17 protein-coding genes are annotated in these 20,204 nt (G+C 68.5%); 11 read left to right on the top strand and 6 right to left on the bottom strand.

The features are described 5' to 3' along the window. The first annotated feature begins 52 nt into the window (after positions 1-52). The 3 genes from ACH4EW_RS02585 (at position 53) to ACH4EW_RS02575 (ending at position 1,477) form a co-directional block, all read left to right on the top strand. A complete protein-coding gene (locus ACH4EW_RS02585; protein ID WP_398250313.1) occupies positions 53-637 on the top strand; it encodes a hypothetical protein in 585 nt (194 codons plus the stop codon). Between the two features lie 44 nt (positions 638-681). Continuing rightward, complete coding sequence (locus tag ACH4EW_RS02580) at positions 682-1,119, top strand: DUF3592 domain-containing protein (RefSeq protein ID WP_398250312.1); 438 nt, start codon at positions 682-684, stop codon at positions 1,117-1,119. 73 nt (positions 1,120-1,192) lie between these two features. After that, positions 1,193-1,477 carry a hypothetical protein gene (locus ACH4EW_RS02575; protein WP_398250310.1) on the top strand — a complete coding sequence of 95 codons (285 nt, stop codon included), beginning with the start codon at positions 1,193-1,195 and terminating at the stop codon, positions 1,475-1,477. Here the strand turns inward: ACH4EW_RS02575 and ACH4EW_RS02570 are convergent. Together ACH4EW_RS02570 and ACH4EW_RS02565 are read right to left on the bottom strand one after the other, a co-directional pair. Then, positions 1,470-4,496, bottom strand: coding sequence for a Tn3 family transposase (locus ACH4EW_RS02570; protein ID WP_398250308.1), 3,027 nt, complete (start codon positions 4,494-4,496; stop codon positions 1,470-1,472). The genes ACH4EW_RS02575 and ACH4EW_RS02570 overlap by 8 nt on opposite strands. 431 nt (positions 4,497-4,927) lie before the next feature. Next, complete coding sequence (locus tag ACH4EW_RS02565) at positions 4,928-5,461, bottom strand: GNAT family N-acetyltransferase (protein ID WP_398250306.1); 534 nt, start codon at positions 5,459-5,461, stop codon at positions 4,928-4,930. Positions 5,462-5,616: 155 nt separating this feature from the next. Between ACH4EW_RS02565 and ACH4EW_RS02560 the strand changes: the two genes are divergently transcribed. From ACH4EW_RS02560 to ACH4EW_RS02535, 6 genes are all read left to right on the top strand, one after another. After that, positions 5,617-5,925, top strand: a complete 309-nt coding sequence (locus tag ACH4EW_RS02560; RefSeq protein ID WP_398250304.1) for a hypothetical protein — start codon at positions 5,617-5,619, stop codon at positions 5,923-5,925. Between the two features lie 80 nt (positions 5,926-6,005). Further along, positions 6,006-6,722 carry a hypothetical protein gene (locus ACH4EW_RS02555; protein WP_398250302.1) on the top strand — a complete coding sequence of 239 codons (717 nt, stop codon included), beginning with the start codon at positions 6,006-6,008 and terminating at the stop codon, positions 6,720-6,722. Continuing rightward, positions 6,719-7,444 (top strand): hypothetical protein, encoded by a 726-nt coding sequence (locus ACH4EW_RS02550; protein ID WP_398250300.1) that lies wholly within the window; start codon positions 6,719-6,721, stop codon positions 7,442-7,444. The genes ACH4EW_RS02555 and ACH4EW_RS02550 overlap by 4 nt, the downstream gene beginning before the upstream one ends. After that, a complete protein-coding gene (locus ACH4EW_RS02545; RefSeq protein WP_398250298.1) occupies positions 7,441-9,342 on the top strand; it encodes a carbamoyltransferase C-terminal domain-containing protein in 1,902 nt (633 codons plus the stop codon). Before ACH4EW_RS02550 ends, ACH4EW_RS02545 begins: the two co-directional genes overlap by 4 nt. A 6-nt stretch (positions 9,343-9,348) precedes the next feature. After that, the gene (locus ACH4EW_RS02540) at positions 9,349-10,593 is read left to right on the top strand and encodes a hypothetical protein (protein ID WP_398250296.1); all 1,245 of its coding nucleotides are present in this window, start codon (positions 9,349-9,351) and stop codon (positions 10,591-10,593) included. Positions 10,594-10,629: 36 nt separating this feature from the next. Next, complete coding sequence (locus tag ACH4EW_RS02535) at positions 10,630-11,784, top strand: SAM-dependent methyltransferase (RefSeq protein WP_398250295.1); 1,155 nt, start codon at positions 10,630-10,632, stop codon at positions 11,782-11,784. A gap of 131 nt (positions 11,785-11,915) precedes the next feature. On the opposite strand, the gene ACH4EW_RS02530 is transcribed toward ACH4EW_RS02535, so the two are convergent. The 4 genes from ACH4EW_RS02530 to ACH4EW_RS02515 form a co-directional block, all read right to left on the bottom strand. Further along, positions 11,916-12,845, bottom strand: coding sequence for a recombinase family protein (locus ACH4EW_RS02530; protein WP_398250293.1), 930 nt, complete (start codon positions 12,843-12,845; stop codon positions 11,916-11,918). 404 nt (positions 12,846-13,249) lie between these two features. Next, positions 13,250-13,978, bottom strand: a complete 729-nt coding sequence (locus ACH4EW_RS02525; protein WP_398250291.1) for an Imm52 family immunity protein — start codon at positions 13,976-13,978, stop codon at positions 13,250-13,252. Between the two features lie 51 nt (positions 13,979-14,029). Continuing rightward, on the bottom strand, positions 14,030-16,387 hold the full coding sequence (locus ACH4EW_RS02520; protein WP_398250289.1) for a Tox-REase-5 domain-containing protein: 2,358 nt from the start codon (positions 16,385-16,387) through the stop codon (positions 14,030-14,032). Positions 16,388-16,613: 226 nt separating this feature from the next. Continuing rightward, positions 16,614-17,207, bottom strand: a complete 594-nt coding sequence (locus ACH4EW_RS02515) for a hypothetical protein (RefSeq protein WP_398250287.1) — start codon at positions 17,205-17,207, stop codon at positions 16,614-16,616. Positions 17,208-17,488: 281 nt separating this feature from the next. Between ACH4EW_RS02515 and ACH4EW_RS02510 the strand changes: the two genes are divergently transcribed. Both ACH4EW_RS02510 and ACH4EW_RS02505 read left to right on the top strand, forming a co-directional pair. Further along, positions 17,489-17,992 (top strand): DinB family protein, encoded by a 504-nt coding sequence (locus tag ACH4EW_RS02510; protein WP_398250285.1) that lies wholly within the window; start codon positions 17,489-17,491, stop codon positions 17,990-17,992. Positions 17,993-18,181: 189 nt separating this feature from the next. After that, complete coding sequence (locus ACH4EW_RS02505) at positions 18,182-20,158, top strand: protein kinase (protein WP_398250283.1); 1,977 nt, start codon at positions 18,182-18,184, stop codon at positions 20,156-20,158. Positions 20,159-20,204 lie beyond the last annotated feature (46 nt).

The following is a 20,204-nucleotide window of genomic DNA, read 5'->3' as shown; positions in this document are numbered from 1 at the left end:
CGGTACGGGTACGGCACAGCACCAACCACGCACGACGAAGAGGCGATAGGCGATGACGACGACGATAAAGATGTCCCGGGCAATCGGCGCAGCTGCTGCCGCCGCCATCGGCCTCGCCCTGCTCACCGGCTGCGGCGGTGACGCCGCCGCGCTCCCGGAGGGCTGGGGAAAGCTCGACACCAAGAGCCTCTCCGTCGGCTACCCGGAGGACAAGGGATACAAGGAACAGCCCGCAGCCGACCGGGCCAAGGCCAACGCCGCCGTCGCGCTGAAAGAGGAGGGCGGGCTGCGCACCGGCATGGTCTCCGTGCAGCTCGACTTCGCCACGGGCGTGGACAACGCCGGTGAGGCGGCGGCCGCGGCAGGTGCCGGTATCGGTCTCGGGGCGACCCGGAAGGAAACCTCCGACGTGCGGCTGGCGGGTGCGGAGAGTGCCCGTGAGGCACGCAGGATCGACTACGAGTTCACGTCGAGCGGCAAGGAGCGGACCCCGGCGCCCGGCACCGAGATGACGGGGGTCGTGGTGGCGGGCGTCGACTCGAAGGATGTGCCGTTCGCGGTCCGGATCAATGCGGTGAAGGGCTCGCTGAGCCGGCAGGACCTCGACGCGTTCGTCGATTCGATCACGGTCAAGTGATTAGTCCCGGTAGCGGTCAAGCAGCGGATCAGAGGCGCTCGTTCATGCAGATCCTGCCCGGCGGCACGGCCACGTTCCTGCTCCTGTTCGGCCTGTTCCTCGGCGCGTTCGCGATCCGGTCGGCGCTGCGTCTGAACCGGGTGCTGCGGCTGGTCCGGCACGGCGAGCACGCCGAGGGCCGGTGCGCGGACCGCCGGACCGTCGACCGGGGTCCGGGCATGGACCGGAGTTACGCCACGGAGTACGTCTTCGCGTTCCGTACCCGGGACGGCCGGGACATCGAGTTCACCGACCACGCCCCGGGGCCGTTCGGCTTCGAGGTCGGGGCGCCGGTTCGCGTCAGCTACGACCCGGCGGACCCCTCGGGACGCGCCACGGTGGCGGGCCCGGGGGCGTGGGGGCCGGTGGTGATGCCCGCGGTGTTCGCGGTCGTGCTCGCGGTGTTCGCGGTGGGACTGCTGCTGGGATTGGGGGTCGAGTAGGAACCGCGCAGAGAGTGCAGTTTGGTGTCACACTATTTGACACCCGGGCTGGGCTGGCTGTTCGCTGTGCCGCGTGGATGAGGTGAGTGACCCGCGGGTGGGGTTCCTGCGCTCGGATGTGGAGCGCTTCTGTCAGCAGCTGGACGGGCTGGCCCCGGCGTTGCGGATGCGTCTGCTGGAGGAGCTACGGAGCGCGCTGGTGGGCGCGTTAGACGAGGCCCGGGTGGAGGCGATGGCGGCGGCCTCGGAAGAGGGGTGGGGACTGCGGCGGATCGGAGCGTTCTGCGGGGTTTCACACGAGCAGGTGCGGCGGCTGCTGGCCGAGCGGCAGGCCGGGGGCGGCCCGCCGGTCAGCTGACGATGGTCTCCCGCGTGGCACGCAGGGGGCGGAGCTTGCCGGCGGCGAGTTCTGGCGAGAGCCGGAAGTGGTAGCGGCCGATCATGCGGATGTGGTCGTGGCCAAGCGGGGAGAGCCGGGCGAGGTCGACGTCGGAGACGTGGCGGCCCTCGGCGCGGAGCTGGTTGACCGCCTCCTGGATATACACCGAATTCCACAGAACGCAGGCATTCAGGACGAGTCCCAGCGCCGACAGCTGATCCTCTTGCCCTTCCTTGTACTTCTGCCGCAGTTCGCCCTTCTGGCCGTAGAAGATGCGACGGGCGAGTTCGTGGCGGGATTCCTGCCGGTTGAGCTGGGTGTTGATCTTCCGGCGGAAGATTTCGCTGTGGTAGTAGCGGGCGAGAAAGGCGGAGCGGTCCAGGCGGCCGATCTGCATGACCGCGCGGCCGAGCGGGCTGGGGCGTCCCTGGCCTGCGAGGACGGGCAGGATCTGGGAGGCGCGGACGGTGCCCTCGCGCAGGGAGCCCGCCAGGCGCAGCAGGTCGTCCCAGTTCTCGGTGATGGTGCGCTTGCGGATACGGCCGGTGGTCAGCGGGTTGAGCTGGCCGTAGTCGGCTGTCGGGTCGGCGCGGTAGAGCAGGGTGTGTCCGGCGTCCGCGAGGCGCGGGGAGAACTGGTAGCCCAGGAGCCGGAACAGCCCGAAGATCATTTCGGAGGCGCCCGCGGTGTCCGTCGCGATCTCGGTGGGGTTCAGCGAGGTCGGCTGGTCCAGGATGCCGTCGAGCAGGTAGAGGCTGTCGCGGCGGGTGCCGGGGATGACGATGTGGTTGAAGCCGCTGTACTGGTCCGAGAGGTAGTTGTAGAGCGTGATGCCGCGGGCGGCGAAGTACTTCGGGTTGGGGCCGGAGTTGAGGACGCGCAGCGGGGTGGCGAAGCGCAGGCCGTCGGCGGAGGCGAGTTCGCCGCCGCCCCAGTGCCCGACGATGGGCAGCGTGGCCTGGTAGTCGACCAGGACCGCGTTGGCCAGGCGCAGGGTTTCGGCGCGCAGGTAGTTCTGCTCGACCCAGAACAGCTGGTCGCGGGAGCGACCGGGCTCGTCCTCGGACACCATCGCCTGAATCCCGATATTGCACGCCTCGGCCACAAGAACCGCTGCCAGCGATACGACGAGATGCTCGGCGCGGCTGCCGGCCTCGGAGACGTGGTGGAAGTGGTTCAGGAACCCGGTCCAGGCGTGGACTTCGAGGAGGAGTTCGGGCAGGTCGACGGTGGGGATGCGGGCGTCAACGGCCTCGCGCAGGTCTTTGAGGCTGACAGGTTCGGTGAGCTTGTCCAGGCCGGTGAGGACGAGGTGGTCGCGCAGTTTTCCGTTCTCGGTGCGCTGCTCGATGCGTACGTGAGGGTTGTCGGCGAGTCCGGCGTTCAGGCGCCGGTAGTCGTCGTCGAGTTCGCGGCACCAGCGGTCAAGGTCGACCCCGGGCTTTGCGGACAGGCCGAGGCTGCGGCACACCCGGGTGCGGGCGTTTTCCCAGGCGTCGTCCTGGAGCAGGGCCTTGCGGGGGTCGCCCCACTTGTCCAGGCCGGGCACGAACACGTCGTGGCGGCGCAGGGCACCACGCAGGGCCTCGGCGGTGCCGACGATCCAGGCGTGCTTGTCGACCCCGCCGGCGTGCTCGCCCTCGGTGGGGAACACCTTCGTCTGCCAGGTGGGTCCGAGGTGCTTGAGGGGGACGGAGGGGAACAGTTCGCTCTGCCGGCTCTTGGCCAGGGTCCGCTCCAGCTTCGGCAGGAACGTGAGTGCCTCCATCAGGGGACCGGCCTCTTCGACGCCTTCCAGGCCGAGGTTCTTGGCCAGTCGCCGCAGCGGCTGGTTGATGGTGCGGTAGCGGGCGGTCAGCTCGGCGGCGATGGTCTCGGCCTCGGGCCGGGCCAGTTCGCCGACGGTGCGCGCGGCCTGGTGCATGGCGGTGATGTCGAGCAGGTCGAAGTCGGATCGGACGTCGCCCTCGGGGTCGGCGGCGGCGTGGCTGAGGGTGATCCACGCCTCGCGCAGCATCAGGGCCGCGGAGTCCAGGTCGCCCAGGGTGCGCATGCGCTGCTTGGCCGCCAGGTTCGCCGAGGTGCGGGCCAGGTCGGACATCAGCATGTCGAAGACCTCGATCGCCTCGTCCGCGGCCCGGTTGCGCATCGCGGCGGCGAACGCCACCAGGGTGGCCATCCTGCGCGGCTCGGCGAGGTCGGCGACCGCGCGGGCGCGGACCGAGGAGGCGTAGCGGGACAGGGCGTGGAGGCGGCCGGCGGGGATGGCGGACAGGTCCCAGGTGTGGGCGCCGAGCTTGTTGAGTTCGATGAACCGGTCGATGGCCTTGCCCGCGCCGGGGCCGGTGATGTCGCGCGGGGAGCGGCGCAGCCGGTCCAGCTTGGAGGTGCGGCGGCTGTTCTCCACCGGCAGCAGCGCGGTCAGGGCGGTCCGCTGGGCGGCTTCGGGTTTGGCGGCCAGGGTGCGCCAAGTCTTGCGGTTGGTGTGCTCGCGGATGGAGGTGACCATGCGTTCGAGGACGGTGGCGCCGGGCAGCAGCACCTTGTTCTCCACCAGGTGCAAGGTGGCGAGGTCGAACAGGGCGATGGGGCGTTCATTACCCGACCAGCACCGGTCCCACAGCCAGCGGGCCAACTTCCACCAGGCGTCGCCCTTCAGATCCCGGTAGCCGTAGGCGTCCTTGATGGCGTCTCTGTGGTCCCAGCGGGTGCGCTCTGCGCCGTACCCGGCGAGCACCGAGGCGGGGTGGCCGAGTTGGTCGGCGACGTACTCGACGACCTCGGCGGGCGCGTCCTCGGGGTTGTCGAGGAAGGTGCCCAGGAACCGTACGGTGCCGAGCTGGACGGCGTAGCCGACTTGCGACCTCGCGCCCCGGCGGGCCATCGCCCGCCGCCTCGCTTCGCGGTCCAGCAGGAAGTAGCCGGCCAGCTGCCCGTCGTCCGGCACCTGCGTGAACGTGCCGTAGTTGCGGCATTGCTCGTCGGTCAGGAACGCCACCCGTCCTGCCCCTCCCCATTGCTTCTCCCTGCGCTGTGACGGGGCTCACCTTAAGTCACATGATCAGCAGAGGGGGAACCCGGGTCAGCGTTGGGCTGACGGCGGTCATCGGTCCACGAAGCGGGGCTGTGTTGTCCAGACGGCCGCGGCGAGACGGAGCATGTCAGTGGGATCGGGGAGGTCGAGTCGGACGGCGAGGCGGGCGAGCTCAGACGGTCGATCGCCGAAGGCCATCCAGCAGCACTGACTTGCCGCTGGATGGGTGGACGAGGTGGCCCGACTGCAGGTCGTGGTGTGGCCTCCGGGGCTCGATGTCCACGCCGTGGCCGTCAGGTCGAGGTGGAGGGCTGCCACAACCTAGCTAGGCGAGGTCGGGGCGACGGAGACGTGGATGTCGGGTGAGGTGCGGGCCGCGCTGACATGGGGCCGTTTCACTGACGGGAGCCCCTCCAGAGCACTTCATTCCCGGACACCTTGTTCGTCGCACGCAGACCGAGCGCCCGTGCAATACCGATCGATGCCTCGTGCTGCGGGTGGATGTGCGCGGTAAGGCCGTCCACGCCGCGTGCACGCAGCCAGTCGGCCATGGCCAGTGCTCCCTCACGCCCGTAGCCGTTGCCCTGGTGGGCGCTGCCGATCACCCAGGCGAGTTCGGCCTCGATTTCCCCCGCGTTCGGGTGGTAGAGGGTGGCCTGGACGGTACCGACGAGCTGCCCGTCCGCGAGCCGCCGGAGCATCCAGTTCAGCCAGCCGTGCCTGCCGTCCGGGGACTGCCCGGCCGACTGCCGCTGGTACTTGGCTTCGAGCTCCTCGAATGTGCACGGCGTTCCGCCGGTCCACTTGTGCAGTCGTACGTCGTCGAAGACCGATACAGCCTCCGGCGCGTGCTCGACCCGCAGCGGTTCGAGTTGCAGGCGTGACGTCATGACGGGAGTGGCGGTCGGCCAAGTGGTTGTGTTGGACACGGCACGGATCGTATCCGTCAAGAGCCCGTCTCACGCCGAGTGCCCAACTCCTGGCTGAATGCTGGCTGTTCACGGCCAGTGGTGCAGAGCTAGCTTTGAAGATCGTTGCACCTTGCATGTGATCAGGGCATTCGCCCGGAACCCGGAGGCGCACCATGGCTACAAGTCCCGAACTCGCCACTTCGCCCGACCCCCAACTCGACGCGGAACTCGACGCCGCCGCGCTGGAGGCCGCGCTCCCGACTCTGACCGAGAAGCTCGGCAGCCTGTCCTCGACGCTCACCGAGGACGAGCGCGCGGTGCTCAGCAGCATCGTGACGTCCGCGAGCCTGCACCTGAAGGAACTGCAGAGCATCAACGCCGAGGCGGAGTACATCTACTCGAAGCCGATCTCGGCCGCCGCGACCCCGACCATCAGGGAGCGGCTGCTCGACCTGCCCGAGGTGCTCGGCTTCACCGAGTAGCGATCGACGTGCTCGGGTTCACCGAGTGGCGACGCAAGACCGGAGAAGCCGAGCAAAGCAGCTGAGCAGAGGAGACTGCGGTGGAACGTTCGACGTTGGTTGACCGGTTGTCCGAGCTGTCGTCAGAGCTCACCACCGCAGAGCGGGAGAACCTGAAATTCCTGCTGAGTATGGCCGCTGGGGGACTCCTCAGCGGCCATGCCCGGGCCATTTCCGAGCCGCTGCGCGACGCGGCGCTGACCGCCGCCCAGCACTCGTTGCCCAAGCTCCACGGCAATCTGCGGCCCGACTTCGACACCGGCGTGGTGTTCTGCGGCCGGGGGCCGTTCTTCTCGGACGACGACCTCGCCGTACTTGACCGGGAATCCCTGGCGTACCGGGTGCGCGCCGAGCGCTTCCACGACCACTACGTCGCCTCGGGCGCCCCTATCGCGCGAGAGCTGGCGCTGTCGCAGTCGGTCAACGACTACCTGTCGTCTCAGGTCGGGCCCGTCCTTCCCACGTACAAAGCCAACTACCTCTACTACGACGAACCGGGGCTCGGTATCGACCCGCACGTCGACAAGGACGAGTTCTCGCTCAACGTACTGACGATGCTGGAACACCGGCCGGACCGTCGGCAGTCTGAGCTGATCCTCTACCCGCCCGACCAGGAAGCCTTGCACGTTCACCTGGAGCCGGGCGAATCACTCGTCTTCTTCGCCGACAGCGTCACCCACCAGCGCACACGCACCGTCGCCGGTGAGGCCATCCGGCTGGTGTCCTTCGGCTACCGGACCATCGGGAGTGCGGCATGACCGACACAACGGCGATGGGGCAGCGGCTCGCGGAACTGCACCGCACGCTCACGCCCGCCGAACAGGCGAATCTGAAGCTGATCCTAGGGTTGTCGGCTGGACGGCTGGTCCCGGACAAGGACCCGGGCTCCGAGCGGGGCCGCCGGGCGGTGTCCGAAGCGCTCGAAATCCTGTGCCCGTACGACGTCGCCGATCCCCGTGGCATCCAGTACCGGGGGCGTCCGGAGTTCCTCACCGACGACTTGCTCGGCGCACTCGTCGCGGAGGCAGAGCAGGTCGGACAAAAGGCCGTGCCGTTCGACGAGCACTATCTCGGCATGGGCGGCACGGTCGCGGACCGGATCGCGACGAGCGAGGACCTGGCGCGGCTCGTGGCGTCGGTGGTGCCCAAGGCGGAGGCGACCGGTATCGCGAGCTATCTGTTCTACCGCGACGCCGGCCAGGGAATCATCCCGCACATCGACACGGACATCTTCTCGCTGAACGTGCTGATGATGCTCCAACACGAGATTCCGCCGGGTCTCGCCGAGCCGTCGGCGCTCTATATGCACTTCGCCGACGGGAGCGAACAGCGGCTGCAACTGGAGCCCGGTGAAGTGGTGATCTTCCTAGCGGGTACTCAGGCGCACAGCCGCACGCCCATCCGGGAGGACGAACGTGTCACGATTCTGACCTTTGGCTTCATGCCGGAGGGAGCACCTCTGGAGAACTACCGCCGGTGACCGTCGCCCTCGGAATCCACTGCGGACACGAGTCCTCGTGCGCGGTCGTACGGGACGGACGGCTGGTCTCCGCCATCCAGCAGGAACGGGTCACCCGCCGCAAGTACGACGGTCAGGAGTTCCTCTCCAGCCGGCTGCCGATCGAGGTGGCGCTGGGCGCTGCCGGGCTGACGATCGACGACGTCGACGTCATCGTCAGCTCGTTCCAGGCTGCCGGGCCCTCCGCGGTCGGATTCCAGCGGCCGCTGATTTCTCCCGGCTTTTCGGCCTTCGACCCGTTCGACGTCCGCCACCACGTCGTGTCCCACCACTTGGCGCACGCCGCGTCGGCGGTCTATCCGTCGGGCTATCCCCAGGCGACGGTGCTCGTGTCGGACAGTGCGGGGACGACGTCGTGGGACGGAGCGGACTACGACCTGCCATTCGGGCAGTTCTTCAGCAGGTACTACGCGGACGTGGACGCGTCGGCAGGCGAGCTGTTCACGGAGATGCGGTCCATCTACGCCTTCCGCGGTGGCCGCTTCGAGCTGCTCGACCGCGCGTTCGGCAAGCCCCACAACCAGCCGGACGTCTTCGTGCAAGGCGAGGCGAGTCTCTACGACAACGTGGCGCGGTTCCTGTTCCGCAAGGAGCACGCCCACGGCCAGCTCATGGCGTTGGCGGGGATCCCGGTGAACCGGCCGCCGAAACTGGTGGCGGGCGACATCGTCACTGCGGGCTCGCCGCCGCGGATCAGGAACGGCTGGCAGTTGTTCGAGGCCGGCCCGGACCCCGTCGACAGCGCGGACGTGGCAGCGGCCGTGCAGGAGGCGTTCACCAGGCTACTCACCCATCACGCGCGGCGCGCGGTCGGGCTGGCCGGCCTGCCAGACATCTGCTGTGCCGGCGGAGTCTTCTTGAATCTGACGGCGAACACCGCGATCTCGGAGCTGCCCGAGGTCCGTGATATGTATGTGCCGTCGTGCCCGCACGACGCGGGAATATCCGTCGGCGCCGCCTTCCTTGGCTGGGCCCGCGCCCGGAAGGGCCGCGCTGCTCCCACCGCCCGCCTGCGCAGTGACTTCCTTGGTCGTCCGGCCGAGAGGATCACCCCTGAACACGCCGGGAGCTATGGCTATACGCCGCTCACCCGGTTGGGGGACACCGACGCGAGTGTGGCCCGGGCCGCCGAGGTCATCGCGGCGGGGACGGTGGTGGCCCGCTACGCCGGACGTGCGGAGTTCGGCCCGCGCGCCCTCGGCAACAGGTCGCTGCTGTGCCATCCCGTCGCCTGCGACGATGCCCGGGCGAAGCTGAATCGGCTCAAGCGACGTCAGGACTGGAGGCCGGTCGCCCCCATCGTGCGGGAGGAGGATCTGCACACGTACTTCCTGGGACCGGACCAGTCCCCGTTCATGAACTTCAACTTCGTGGTGCGTGACGAGTTCCGTGCCGTCCTGGCCGAGGCGACGCACACCGACGGGACCGCCCGGGTGCAGACCGTCTCCGCCGACTACAACCCAGCTGTGCACGATCTCCTCACCCGGGTCGCCGATCTGGGGCAGGTGCCGGTCCTGATCAACACCTCCTTCAACGGGCCGGGCCAGCCCATCATCGACTCCGCCGACGACGCGCTGGAGTTCGTCCGACATCCGGTGGTTGACCATCTGCTCACCGACGAGTGCCTGTTCGCCACACCAGCCTCCGGACCCATCAAGGTGCGGCGTCCAGAGTCGGTCGTCATGGCCGTGTTCGGGACCGGTGCCGGGGCTCGCTACCTGCTGAGCGACGAGAACGCCTCCAGTCCGGTGGACCGGCAACTGTTCCTCGACCTATGCGAGCGGGAGACGGCGGCGGCCGACAGCGCCTCCCGCCTCGTCCTCGACTGCCTGCGCGCCGGACTACTCGTAGAAGCCTGAGGCCCGATGACCACGAACACCGAGGCGTCCCGGCACGACGACTCGTTGGCGACCGCCCTGCCCGTCGCCAACTTCCTGTCCTACTTCGCCATCGCCGCGGTGGAGTTCTCCGTACCGTTCGTGGCCGTGTCGACACTGGGCGCCAACTCGCTCGTCATCGCGGCACTGGGCGTCTGCCGCTTCGCGCCGCAGGTCCTGCTGGCCCGTAGCGCGGCGCGCGTCGTCGAACGGTACGACCTGCGGACGGTCATGCTCGGCTCGGAGTTGCTGCGCGTCGCTGCCTTCGTCCTGTCGGCGCTCGCCCTTGCCGTCAGCTCCGGGATCGGACTGGGCATCTTCGCCGTCGCGAACATCGCGCTGGCCTGTGCCTCCATCCTGACCTCCGTGGCGACACAAGTGCTGGTGCCGGCCGTCTTCGCGGACGAGAAGCTACCGAGGATCTACGCCAGGCTGGGCATCGCCGAGTCGACAGCCGACGCCGCCGCTCCCTTCCTCACCGGGCTGGGGCTCGCCGCGATCGGGGTCTCCCAGACGTTCGGCGTGGCCGCGGCCCTGGCCCTGGGGGCCTGCGGGCTGCTGCTGCGGATTCCACGGCTGTATGCCGCCTCCGGTACGGTCGGCGGCAAAACGACGGCCACCCCACCTTCCACACTGCGCCGCGGGTTGAGCCTCAATCTCCGGACCCCGCCCCTGCGGATCATCACGGTGTGGGCGGTGTCCTACAACTTCGGCCAGTGCGTCATCGAAGCACTGCTGCTCATCGCGCTCCTCGACCGGACCCCCGTCGCTGCGGCGTCCTATGGCGTGATCCGTACCTGTGCGGTGCTGTTCGCTGCGGTCGGAGCCTGGGCCGCCGAGCGGCTGCCTACCTCGCTGCGCAGCGGGCTGGGCACCTCTGTCTTCGGCTGCGGCGCGGTCGCCTCGTACGCGCTGCTGGGCGTCGGTGTGTACGTCGGCGGCATGGAGGGGCTGGTGATCGTGCTGGTCGGCTTCGTGCTGGACGAGTTCTGCTCGGGCGTGGTTCTGGTCCGGATCCAGGCGTTCCGTGCTCGCGCGATCGCCGAGAAGGACCGGCCCATCGCAACAGCAGCGTACCGCGCGGTTAACCTGACGGCCGTCCCTGCGGGCTTCGCCGTGGGTGGAGTTGCCGGGCTCCTACTCAGCCCGGCCAGCACGATCCTCGTGGTCGGTCTGCTGATGGTTCTGCCCGCTGTGCTGATCTTGTCCCGCTCGGTACGCGAGACGACCTGACCACCAATCAGATGATCAAGCCCTTGAGGTTTCTCAGTGAAACGCCCTGATGAATCAGCGCACGCCGATGTCGTATCTGCAGTGTTACCCAGCCTCACCCCCACCGAACGCATCGCCTACGGCTGGCTACTCAAGTCGTCCCTGGGCCGCTTGGCCCCCGACGGTAAAGTACCGAGCCCAGAGGAGCCGGATGGAGAGCGTGTCAACCTGGCCCTGCGAACTCTGGCGCGCCTCGAAGTCGCCGACCCGGTAGCCCATGCTGCATGGTTGTCCCCAGAAGAGGTGAGATTTCTTCGACAGGCCGAAGGCATGATGACTCCCGAGGGCCCTTTGGACCTAACCGGGCGCCCAGCTTTGAGCCCGGCCGCTTATCGAACAGGTTTACATGTGGAGCTCCTCCAGGTCCTAGAGGAATCTTTCGGGAAACTTCTTCCGATGGGAACAGCTGAGATCGTGGAAGGACTACCCGACTCCAACCCTCAAAGATGGCTGGACGTTAAATCTTTCGCAGTGCAGGCGTATATGACGCTCCAGGCTGACGCAGGAGCGGAAATGGAGATTTATCTCCCACAGGCAGGGATCCGAAGGACCCCTTTAAGAGTCGGCCAAGTGCTCGCCCTGCATTCGGGAGTGGTGCCACACGCCGTGATCGGAAACGAGCACACGGCACCTGTCTCTTTACTGCGGCATTCTTACCTGCCGCAGACCCTGGTCCCGCGAACAGCTCATCTGGTTCAGACTCCCGAGCGCGTCACCACGGAGATTGTGCGACTGGCGGGGCTGTCGCACCACAGCCTATTTGTTGACATCGGATGCGGTGACGCGACCGTGCTCCTCGACGTTTGCAAGGCCACTGGCGCCTGCGGCCTCGGCCTAGAGTTGGATCCGCAGACAGCAGCCGCAGCACGGTCACGGATCGCCAAAGCGGGCATGCAGCACGCCATCCGCATAACGGAGGGCGCCATGGAAGATGCCCGAATCAAGCGAGCGGATGTACTTTTCGCCTTCCTCAACCCCGAAACTAATGATGAGTTGAGAAAGCGCATCGAAGAAAGAAAGATCAGCGGATCATTGCTGATGACGTACGGATGGCCGATGCGAGGATGGACGCCAACGGACGTGCACGTCATGCACCTTCCAGACGTGACTTCACCAGTCTGTCTTTATATCTATTCCCTGGAGCACATCTGAAAAACGGCCATTTGGAGCGCCGACAAGCCGCTGTAAAGCAACGGCAGGTAGATCTCAAGCCCCAGCCAGCACTTCCCCCCTCCGAGGTTCCGGAATACGGCGGAAATGTGCCATGGCCCCGTGACGGCCTTTCACTTCTTCCTCCTTGCCGCGGCGATCCGGTCGGCATAGGTGCGGTATGCCTTGCGTACGGCCGGGGCGCCGCCCCCGCCCGCGAGGGCGGCGCACTGCTTGAGCGTGGCCTGATGGAGCGCGAGCGGAGCGGTGACGCGCACCGAGTAGCCCTGCCCGCGGCGGATGGTCCTGCCGTCGCGCAGCGCGTCGCGGATCTCGGCCGTCTCGGTGGCCTTGAGGTGCTCGGCGAGCAGGCCCGGGACGTCGATGGTGTGCGGCTGCTCGGGATCGGGCGTCTGCTCCTGGTGCTCGGCGTCGATGGCCGCGCCGTCGGACTCCTCCAGGACGTAGCTGATGTCGCGGGCGCCGGCCGCGTCGAGCACTCTGCGAATGGTCTTGGGCGCGACGTTGTACTGCCGGGCAAGCGCCTTGACCGCGGTGCCCTTGGCGTAGGCGTCGACGATGTCGGCCGCCTGGTCCTCGTCGAGCGCGGCCGGTCGGCCCAGCGTCTTGCCCGCGGCCTCGGCGGCGGCGACGCCCTCCTTGGTGTTCTCGCTGATCATGTCGCGCTGGAACTCCAGGACCCCGGCGAGCATCGTGACGAACAGCTTGGTCTGCGGTTCGTCGGCCGCCAGGTCGAAGCCGGACCAGGCGCCGGTCGCGATGCGCAGGTGCAGGCCGCGCCGCTGGAAGACTTCGCGGATCTGGATGACGTCCTTGGTCGAGCGGAACAGCCGCGCGGCGTCCGCGATGCGGATGGTGTCGCCGACCGCCGCCTCGTCGAGCAGCCCGCGGAACCCCGACCGGTTGATGGCGTAGACGCGGGACGACGTCGCCGGGTCCTCATACTTGGGAGCGCCGGACTTGAGTAGATGATTCAGAGCATGAAGTTGACGGGCATTCGTCTGCTTGTCGGTGGAGTGTCGCAGATACAGGCGATCCGTCATGCTTCGTTCCCTCTCTTTGTCGTTCCGGCGGGCGCCGGATCATGACGGTAAGGGGGCGAAATGGGGAGGCGCAATGATGGAGTGAGCCCGATTGGATCGACGTGCCGGTTTACCCCGATATGCTCGCATCCGGTCATCGGATCGGCCCGAGGGGGCGCAATCGACCGATTCCGCCTCCACGGCGGATCGGATCAGTGCCCAGGCGATCACCGTCGCAGCGGTAGCCAGCGGCGACTGTCAAATCATGTGACACCAAACTGCACTCTCTGTGCGGTTCCTACTCGACCCCCGGATTCACGGCGATGCGGGGATGGCTCTGAGACACGCCGCTCACGGGCGCGCGGGTATCACGACCTCGCCCACGATTGTCAGCGGCGTCGCGGTGCCAGTCGTCGGCGAGGTCGTCAGAACGTGGCCCGGTCGAACGGCACCGGGAGCCTCTCCAGCGCTCCGGCCTCCCGCAGTTGCGTGTTCGCCTCGATGACGGTCTCGATGGCCGGGGACTCCGTACCGCCACGGGTGAGGTCGATGACCAGTCCGCCGTGTGCGGTGCGGACGTACGTTCCGGGCAGCCCCTCGGGTGCGAGGGCGGCACGGCCGGCGGAGAGGAAGACCGCCCGGCCGCAGCGGGGGTCGCTGTTCGCCAGGTCGAACCGCTCGGCCACCGCCCGGTACTGGGGCCTGTCGTACACCTGCCCGGCGTCGATCTCCCAGTTCTCCGCGAGGAGACGCAGGATCTCCGGAGCGCGCCGGATCACCTCCGCTGTTTCGTCCACCTCGCGCGACCGGAAGGCGAGCGAGACGGAGTTCACCGCGTAGTGCGAGGTACTGCCCGCGTGAATGGCCATGGATACCCGCGCCGCAGCGGGGTTCTGCGCCCACAGCGACGTCGTGTAGCCCACCACGTCGAGGTCGGGACCCGTGTTCTTCCGCTCGATGTACTCCGCCAGTGCGGGGACCGAGGGCTCCAGCACGGGATCGGACGGGAGGTCGTCACCGGCCTCGTGCCATACGTCGAACGTCGGGCCGTCGATGTCCTTGAGCGCGGTGAGCGTGCCGGACCAGCGCTCGGCGATGCCCGGCACCGATTCCCCGCGGGGGCCCCAGAAACCGTTGACTACGACGTTCAGCACGACACGTTCTCCTCGGGCTCCGGTCTGCGGTTCCACACCCCCGTCCGGCGTTCAGCCGGTCACGTCCCCCGGGGTGTGGATCACCTTAACCGGGATGCCGCGGTCCTCGAACATCTCTCGCGCCGCCTCGGCGACGTCCGGGTCGGACAGGTGCCACTCGACCGGCTTGCCGCGTGCCGCGTCGACCTGCCGGCTCGCCTGGTCCGCCCACCGGTCGGCGACCTTCGACGTGAGCGTCCCGGTGTCGGCGTTGTAGTAGTCCTTGCCCTTGTACCCGTACTTCGCCTCCAGGTAGGTGCCCCGCGAGGCGTCCCAGCCGTCGAAGTCGACCGGCTTGCCGGTGAGTTTGTCCAGCGGAACCCGGTACTCCTTGCCGCGGCCCACCTTGGAGATCTGCTCCTGATAGCGGGCGCCCATCTCGGTCGGGTAGTTCCAGACGCCGGGCTTGATCTCCTGCCAGTTACCCGCGCCGCCGTCCTTGGCCCCGGCCGGCGGGTCCTTGAGGTCCTTGTACCAGGCCGGCTTCGGCTGGTTCTGGGCGGCTTCCAGAGCCTTCCGGCGCTTGGCCGCCTTCGCGGCCCTGTCCGCCTCGTCGGCCTGCTTCTGGGCCTCCTCGGCGGCGGCCTTCTTCTCCGGGTCGACCTCGTCGCACTTTCCGGCGAGGACCCCGAAGGGCACGGACGTGCGGGCCGCGGCCATGACGCCGATGCCCGAGCCGGACAGCCCCATGCCCGCACCGCTGCCGTACGGGACTCGTACACGGCCGCCCATGCCGACGGTGCAGCCCTTGAGTCCGGCCTGCTCGGCTGCGTCGTCGGCGTGCTGCTGCGCTTCCTTCGCGGCCTTCTCGGCGCCCTCGACATCGCCCGCCTTGGCGGCCTTCTTCGCCTTGGCCGCGGCCTGGGACGCCTTCTCGGCCACTTCGCCGAGCTTGCCGAGTTTCCCGAACTTGCCCAGCTTTCCGAGCTTGCCGACGAGCTTGGCCTCGCCGTAGCCCGGGATGAAGAGAGAGCCGATGTTCCAGAGGCCGGTGCCGATCGCCTGGCCCTCGTCGCCCCTCTCCCACATGTCGCGGACGTCGTCGCCGATGAACATGTCGTCCAGGACCTTCACCCCGGTACCACCGGACGCCTTGGTCCAGTCCCAGACCGCGCCGAGGTAGTCGCCCTTGGACCACTTGTCCCCGGCGTCCTTGGAGTCCTGGCTCCACTTGTCGCCGAGGCTCTTGCCGTAGTCCATCAGGCCGTTCCACGCCTCGACGGGGTGGATGACCGTGTCGAACGTGCCGGTGATGTCGCCCCACAGCCCGTCGCCGATCAGGCCCTCGAAGAAGCCGCCGGTCTGGTGTGCGGCGCAGGAGAAGAACGCCCCGACGCCGGAGGTGCAGCTCTCGCCGGGCTTCTCGTCGCCGCCGCTGCCGCCGTCGTTGCCGCTGTCGTTGCCGCTGTCGTCGATGTCGTCGCCACCGTCCGGCTCGCCGGAGGTGTCCACGTCGTCGCCGCCGTTGTCGACCTGGGTGGCGGTGTCGCCTCCGCCGGAACTGCCGGAGCCGGAGCCGGAGCCGCCGGCGGCGTTGGAACCACCGGCCGCATTGGAACCACCGGCCGCATTGGAACCACCGGCCGCATTGGAACCACCGGCCGCGCTGGAACCACCGGCCGCGTCGGACCCTCCTGGCCCGGACCCGCCGGAGTCCGAGCCGGACCCCCCGGACTCCGTACCTCCGGACTCCGTACTCCCGGACTCCGCACCTCCGGACTCCGTACCCCCGGAGTTCTTCCCGTCCCCCGCCACCACATCGCCGCCGGGCGCAGGGCACGCGCTACCGGTCAACTGGCAGATCGCGTTGCGCATCTCACCGGTCAGCTGGGCGCCGACCCCCGTGGCGACGAGTCCACCGATGAGGGCCACGACCACCAGGACCATGCCCAGGTATTCCATCGCGGTCTGACCGTCGTCGTCGCGGCGCCACTTGATCATCCGCGCGATGCTGAACCGCCGGTGCGGCGACCGTTGTTCGAGGGAAAGCTCGAACCAGTCGCGTGAGCTCGGCCGGAACAGCAGGACGACGACGACTACGGGCATCACCAGTTGGGTGACGCCTCGCCCGCCGCCGTCCTGGCCGAGGGTCGCCAGCGCACCGAGGGTGAGCCAGACGTGCACGGCCAGGAGTCCGCGCCAGATCCAGATGCCGCCGGTCCGCACATACAGCGAGAGCACACATGCGGTCACGCTCGGCAGCGCCGCGTACAGCAGCAGCCCGAACAGCTGGCCGTCGACCTCATTGACCGCCGACGCCACCGTCAGCACACCGGCGCCACCCAGGACCGCGGCCGCGAAGAGGACCCGGACAAGGATCAACACCGCCTGCAACGGGCGCGGCAGCGGCTGCCTGCCCTGCCGAGTCACGGCAGCACCTCCACCGGCGCCACCCGAAACCACAAATCCGCCTATGCCAGACACGACGAGTCCCCCAGCTTGCCGGTGTACAGCCACAGTTCAGCCACTCCACGCATCCGACCACACCGGCACCCTTCGGGCATGGGCCTCAGGGCCCAATGCAAGGCTCAAAGTTGCCGATTTCGCGCGGAGTTGCAGACATGGAGAGGTTGAGAGGTTCAGGGGGCCGACGCCGCTACCGGCTGAGCACCTCGCTCCCGAACAGCATCCACGGCGACTGGTCGAATGACTCCACACCGGACAACTGCGGCTGCATCGCCGCGATTTGATGCCGTACGGCAAGTGTGTCCGGCCAACTGTCGAAGAACGTCGTTCCGTTGATGACGACACCGCTCCAATCGGTCGCCGCGGAAGTGCCCTCCCGGTCGACCACGAAGCCGATGCAGAGAACGGAAGCCCGCCCTATCGCCTCCCGGATCGCCCGCGCGGCCACCTCCTGCTCGTCCCGCGTCAGCCGCCCGAATCCGAATTCGAGCGCGACGACTCCGTCCCCCATCCGCCGGATGCGCGCCGGAACATCGGTGCCGCTGTTCACCCACAGCAGGAAGTCGACCCTGTCGAGCCGCTGCAGGCCGGCCAGGAGCACGAGTTGCTCCCTCGTCACCCACGAAGGGATCCCCCGCGGATCCGGCCCCGGGCCGAGGAGCGTGACCCGCCTGGTGACGGGGTGCCTGAGCCGCAGTCCCGCCGCGTCGAGATCGCCGAAGAGCGACTCGGCATCCGGTCGGCTCCAGCCGAGGTGGTACGAGTAGAAGAAACCGTCACTCATCGACACATCACCCCATGAAAGTGTGGCCACCCCGCTTCGGGCGAACAGCATCGAACGAGAAGCGGCCGCCCAGCGGAAACAGGTGGAGCGTGCAGATCCATGCGCGTATGGGCACACCGGACAGGCGCCCATGGCGGGCGCCTGGTCAGTGGGCTCATGGTTGGTCGCGTACGAGCGTAATCACCCCCGCCCGCCCGGGCTTGGGCCCACGGACCCAGGGCCGGGCCCCAATGAAACAACGCGGTGGACAGGGGGCTGCGGATCGCAGATCGTTTCCCCCTATGACACGCACCGATACGCCTCCCACATGGGACGAGCGCACCCAGCTGGCCACCTTCCTCGACTACGCTCGCGACACCGCACGCGCGAAGTGCGAGGGCATTTCACCGGAAGACGCCCGCCGGGCCCCCCTGCCCGGCTCCCCCCTGATGACGGTCTCCGGGCTGATCAACCACCTCAGCTGGGTCGAGTACTACTGGTTCGAGGTGGCCTTCCTCGGCGGCGAGGACGAAGGGCCGTGGACGGACGAGGACCCCGACCGTGAGATGCGCATCGCGGTGGACATGCCGCTCGCCGATGTTCTGTCGGCGTACGAGGAACGGACCACCCGCTATCGCGAACTCGTCGCCTCCCACGACCTGGACACTCCGGCCGAGCGTCCGCGCAGGGACGGCCGATACCCCGATCTGCGCTGGATCGTCCTGCACCTGATCGAGGAGACCGCGCGGCACAACGGCCACCTCGACGTGATCCGGGAGATCGTCGACGGCACCACCGGTGTCTAGGTCCACTGACCCGTGAGGTCGGGGACGCGGCTCTGTCGAGGCTGCGACGGTTCGCTGATGCCGTCGGCGAACCGAACGTATGGCTGATCCTCGGCCTTGCGGGAATCGTGGACCTCCCCGATGCTCCTGAAATAGACAACGGAACGGGCGGGCACGCGCCCGCGGCCGTACAACCGATCCAAGGTGACCGTGAACGGGGAAGACGTGCCAGACCTGACCGGCAGTGGCGCCGAGCCGCTGGAGGACGAGGATCCGCGGCGGATCGGGGCGATCCCGCTGGTCGGCCGGCTCGGGGCCGGCGGCATGGGCCGGGTGTACCTCGGGGTGTACGAGGGCCGGTACGCGGCCGTCAAACAGCTGCTGCCCTCCGTGGTCGCCGAGGACAAGGACTTCCTGCGACGCTTCGGCCACGAGCTGGACAACCTCTCCCGGCTGCCCGCCGAGGCCACCGCACCGCTGCTCGACAGCGACCGCACCGCCCGGCCGCCGTGGTTCGCCACCGCGTACGTCCCCGGCCTCACCCTGCGCGAGGCCGTCGAGCTGAACGGCGGCCCCCTGCCCCTCGACGCGCTGTGGCTGCTGCTGCGGGACGCGGCCTCGGGGCTCGCGACCGTGCACGCGCTTGACATGGTCCACCGGGACGTCAAGCCTTCCAACGTCATGCTCACCCTCGACGGTCTCACCCTCATCGACTTCGGGGTCGCCCGGGCCGCCGACCAGAGCCAGCTGACCCGACCCGGCATGGTGGTCGGCACGCCCGCCTACATGTCGCCCGAACAGGCCTCCGGCAGACTTGAGTTGAGCGCCGCCGTCGATGTGTTCGCGCTGGGCTCGGTGGCCGCGTACGCGGCGGGCGGGCGGCCGCCGTTCGGGGACGAGTCCGGGCACGGTGTGCTGTATCGCATCGTGCACGAGGAGCCTGACCTCCAGGCCGTACGAGACCTGGATCCGGAGCTCGCCGATCTGGTCAGCTCCTGCCTCGCCAAAGACCCCGAGGCCCGCCCCACCGCCGCCGAACTGCTCGAACTCGCTTCGACGCACGGGCCGTTCGAGCCGCCACTCTGGCCGGAGGCGGTCACCGGGCGACTGGCCGAACGGGCCGCCTTCGCCGCGAGCGTGCCGGACGTCGAGGCCCTACCGTCCGAGTCCGTAGCGACGCTTCCGCTCGCCGGGCCGAAACAGGAGAAGCAGGAGAACCCGAAGGAGGAGGAGAACGGGGAGAACGGGGAGCGGGCGAAAAAGGAGCCGCCGTCCGAGGACCAGCGGAAGCCCGAGTCCCGTCCGGAGCGGCGGGGGACCCGTGTGCTGTTCAGCGTCATCCCCGTCGTGGTCGTGGCGACGGGCACGACGCTCGCCGTGCAGCTCCTGCCGTTCGGGTCCTCCCCGGAGACGGGGGCGAAGGCGCCCCCGTCCGTCTCCGTCCCGGCGTCGCTCACTCCCACACTGTCGGCCTCGGGTGGAGTCCCGTCGGACGCCACGCCGTCACCGAGGAAGTCCGCATCAAAGAGCGGGAGTTCCGACGCAGGAGGCTCCCGGGGCGGCGCTGGAGCGGGAGGCTCGGAAGGCTCCGGCGCCGTCGGCGGCAACTCCGGCGGGTCGGGTGACGCGGGCGGCTCCGGCGGCAGCAACGGTTCCAGCGGTTCCGGCGGTTCCGGCGCCGTCGGCGGCAACTCCGGCGGGTCGGGTGACGCGGGCGGCTCCGGCGGCAGCAACGGTTCCGGCGGTTCCAACGGTTCCGGCGGTTCCAACGGTTCCGGTGGTTCCAACGGTTCCGGTGGGGCATCCGGCGCGACCTCGCCGAAACCGCCCGCACCCAGCGGCTACTTCCAGCTCAGGGACGCCGGCTACGGCAAGTGCCTGGCCGTGAACTTCGGCGCCGTGTTCGCCACCTGCGCGGACAGCCCGGCGACCAACTGGACCACAAAGGCCGGTTCGGGCGGCTCCTACAAGCTGTACAACGAGTCCACCGGCAAGTGCCTGAGTGTCAACATCAACCAGCTGTACATGGCCGACTGCGGCTCCGGGACCGGCCAGAGCTGGCGCACGGGTACCAGCAGCACCGTCGTGAACCTGTACAGCAGCCTGTGTCTCGACGAGAGTGCCACCTGGCCGGTCCTGGCGTCCTGCGAGCCGTCGAAATCGACTCAGCACTGGGCGAGGGTGTGATCCAGGGCGTGTTTCGAAAGTCCCTGAGCCGCACCGGGGAAACGGA

The organism is Streptomyces sp. NPDC018000 (assembly GCF_044328025.1).
Taxonomy (GTDB): domain Bacteria; phylum Actinomycetota; class Actinomycetes; order Streptomycetales; family Streptomycetaceae; genus Streptomyces.
Note: the sequence above shows the minus strand (reverse complement) of the source record. Positions and strands in the feature narration are given on the sequence as shown.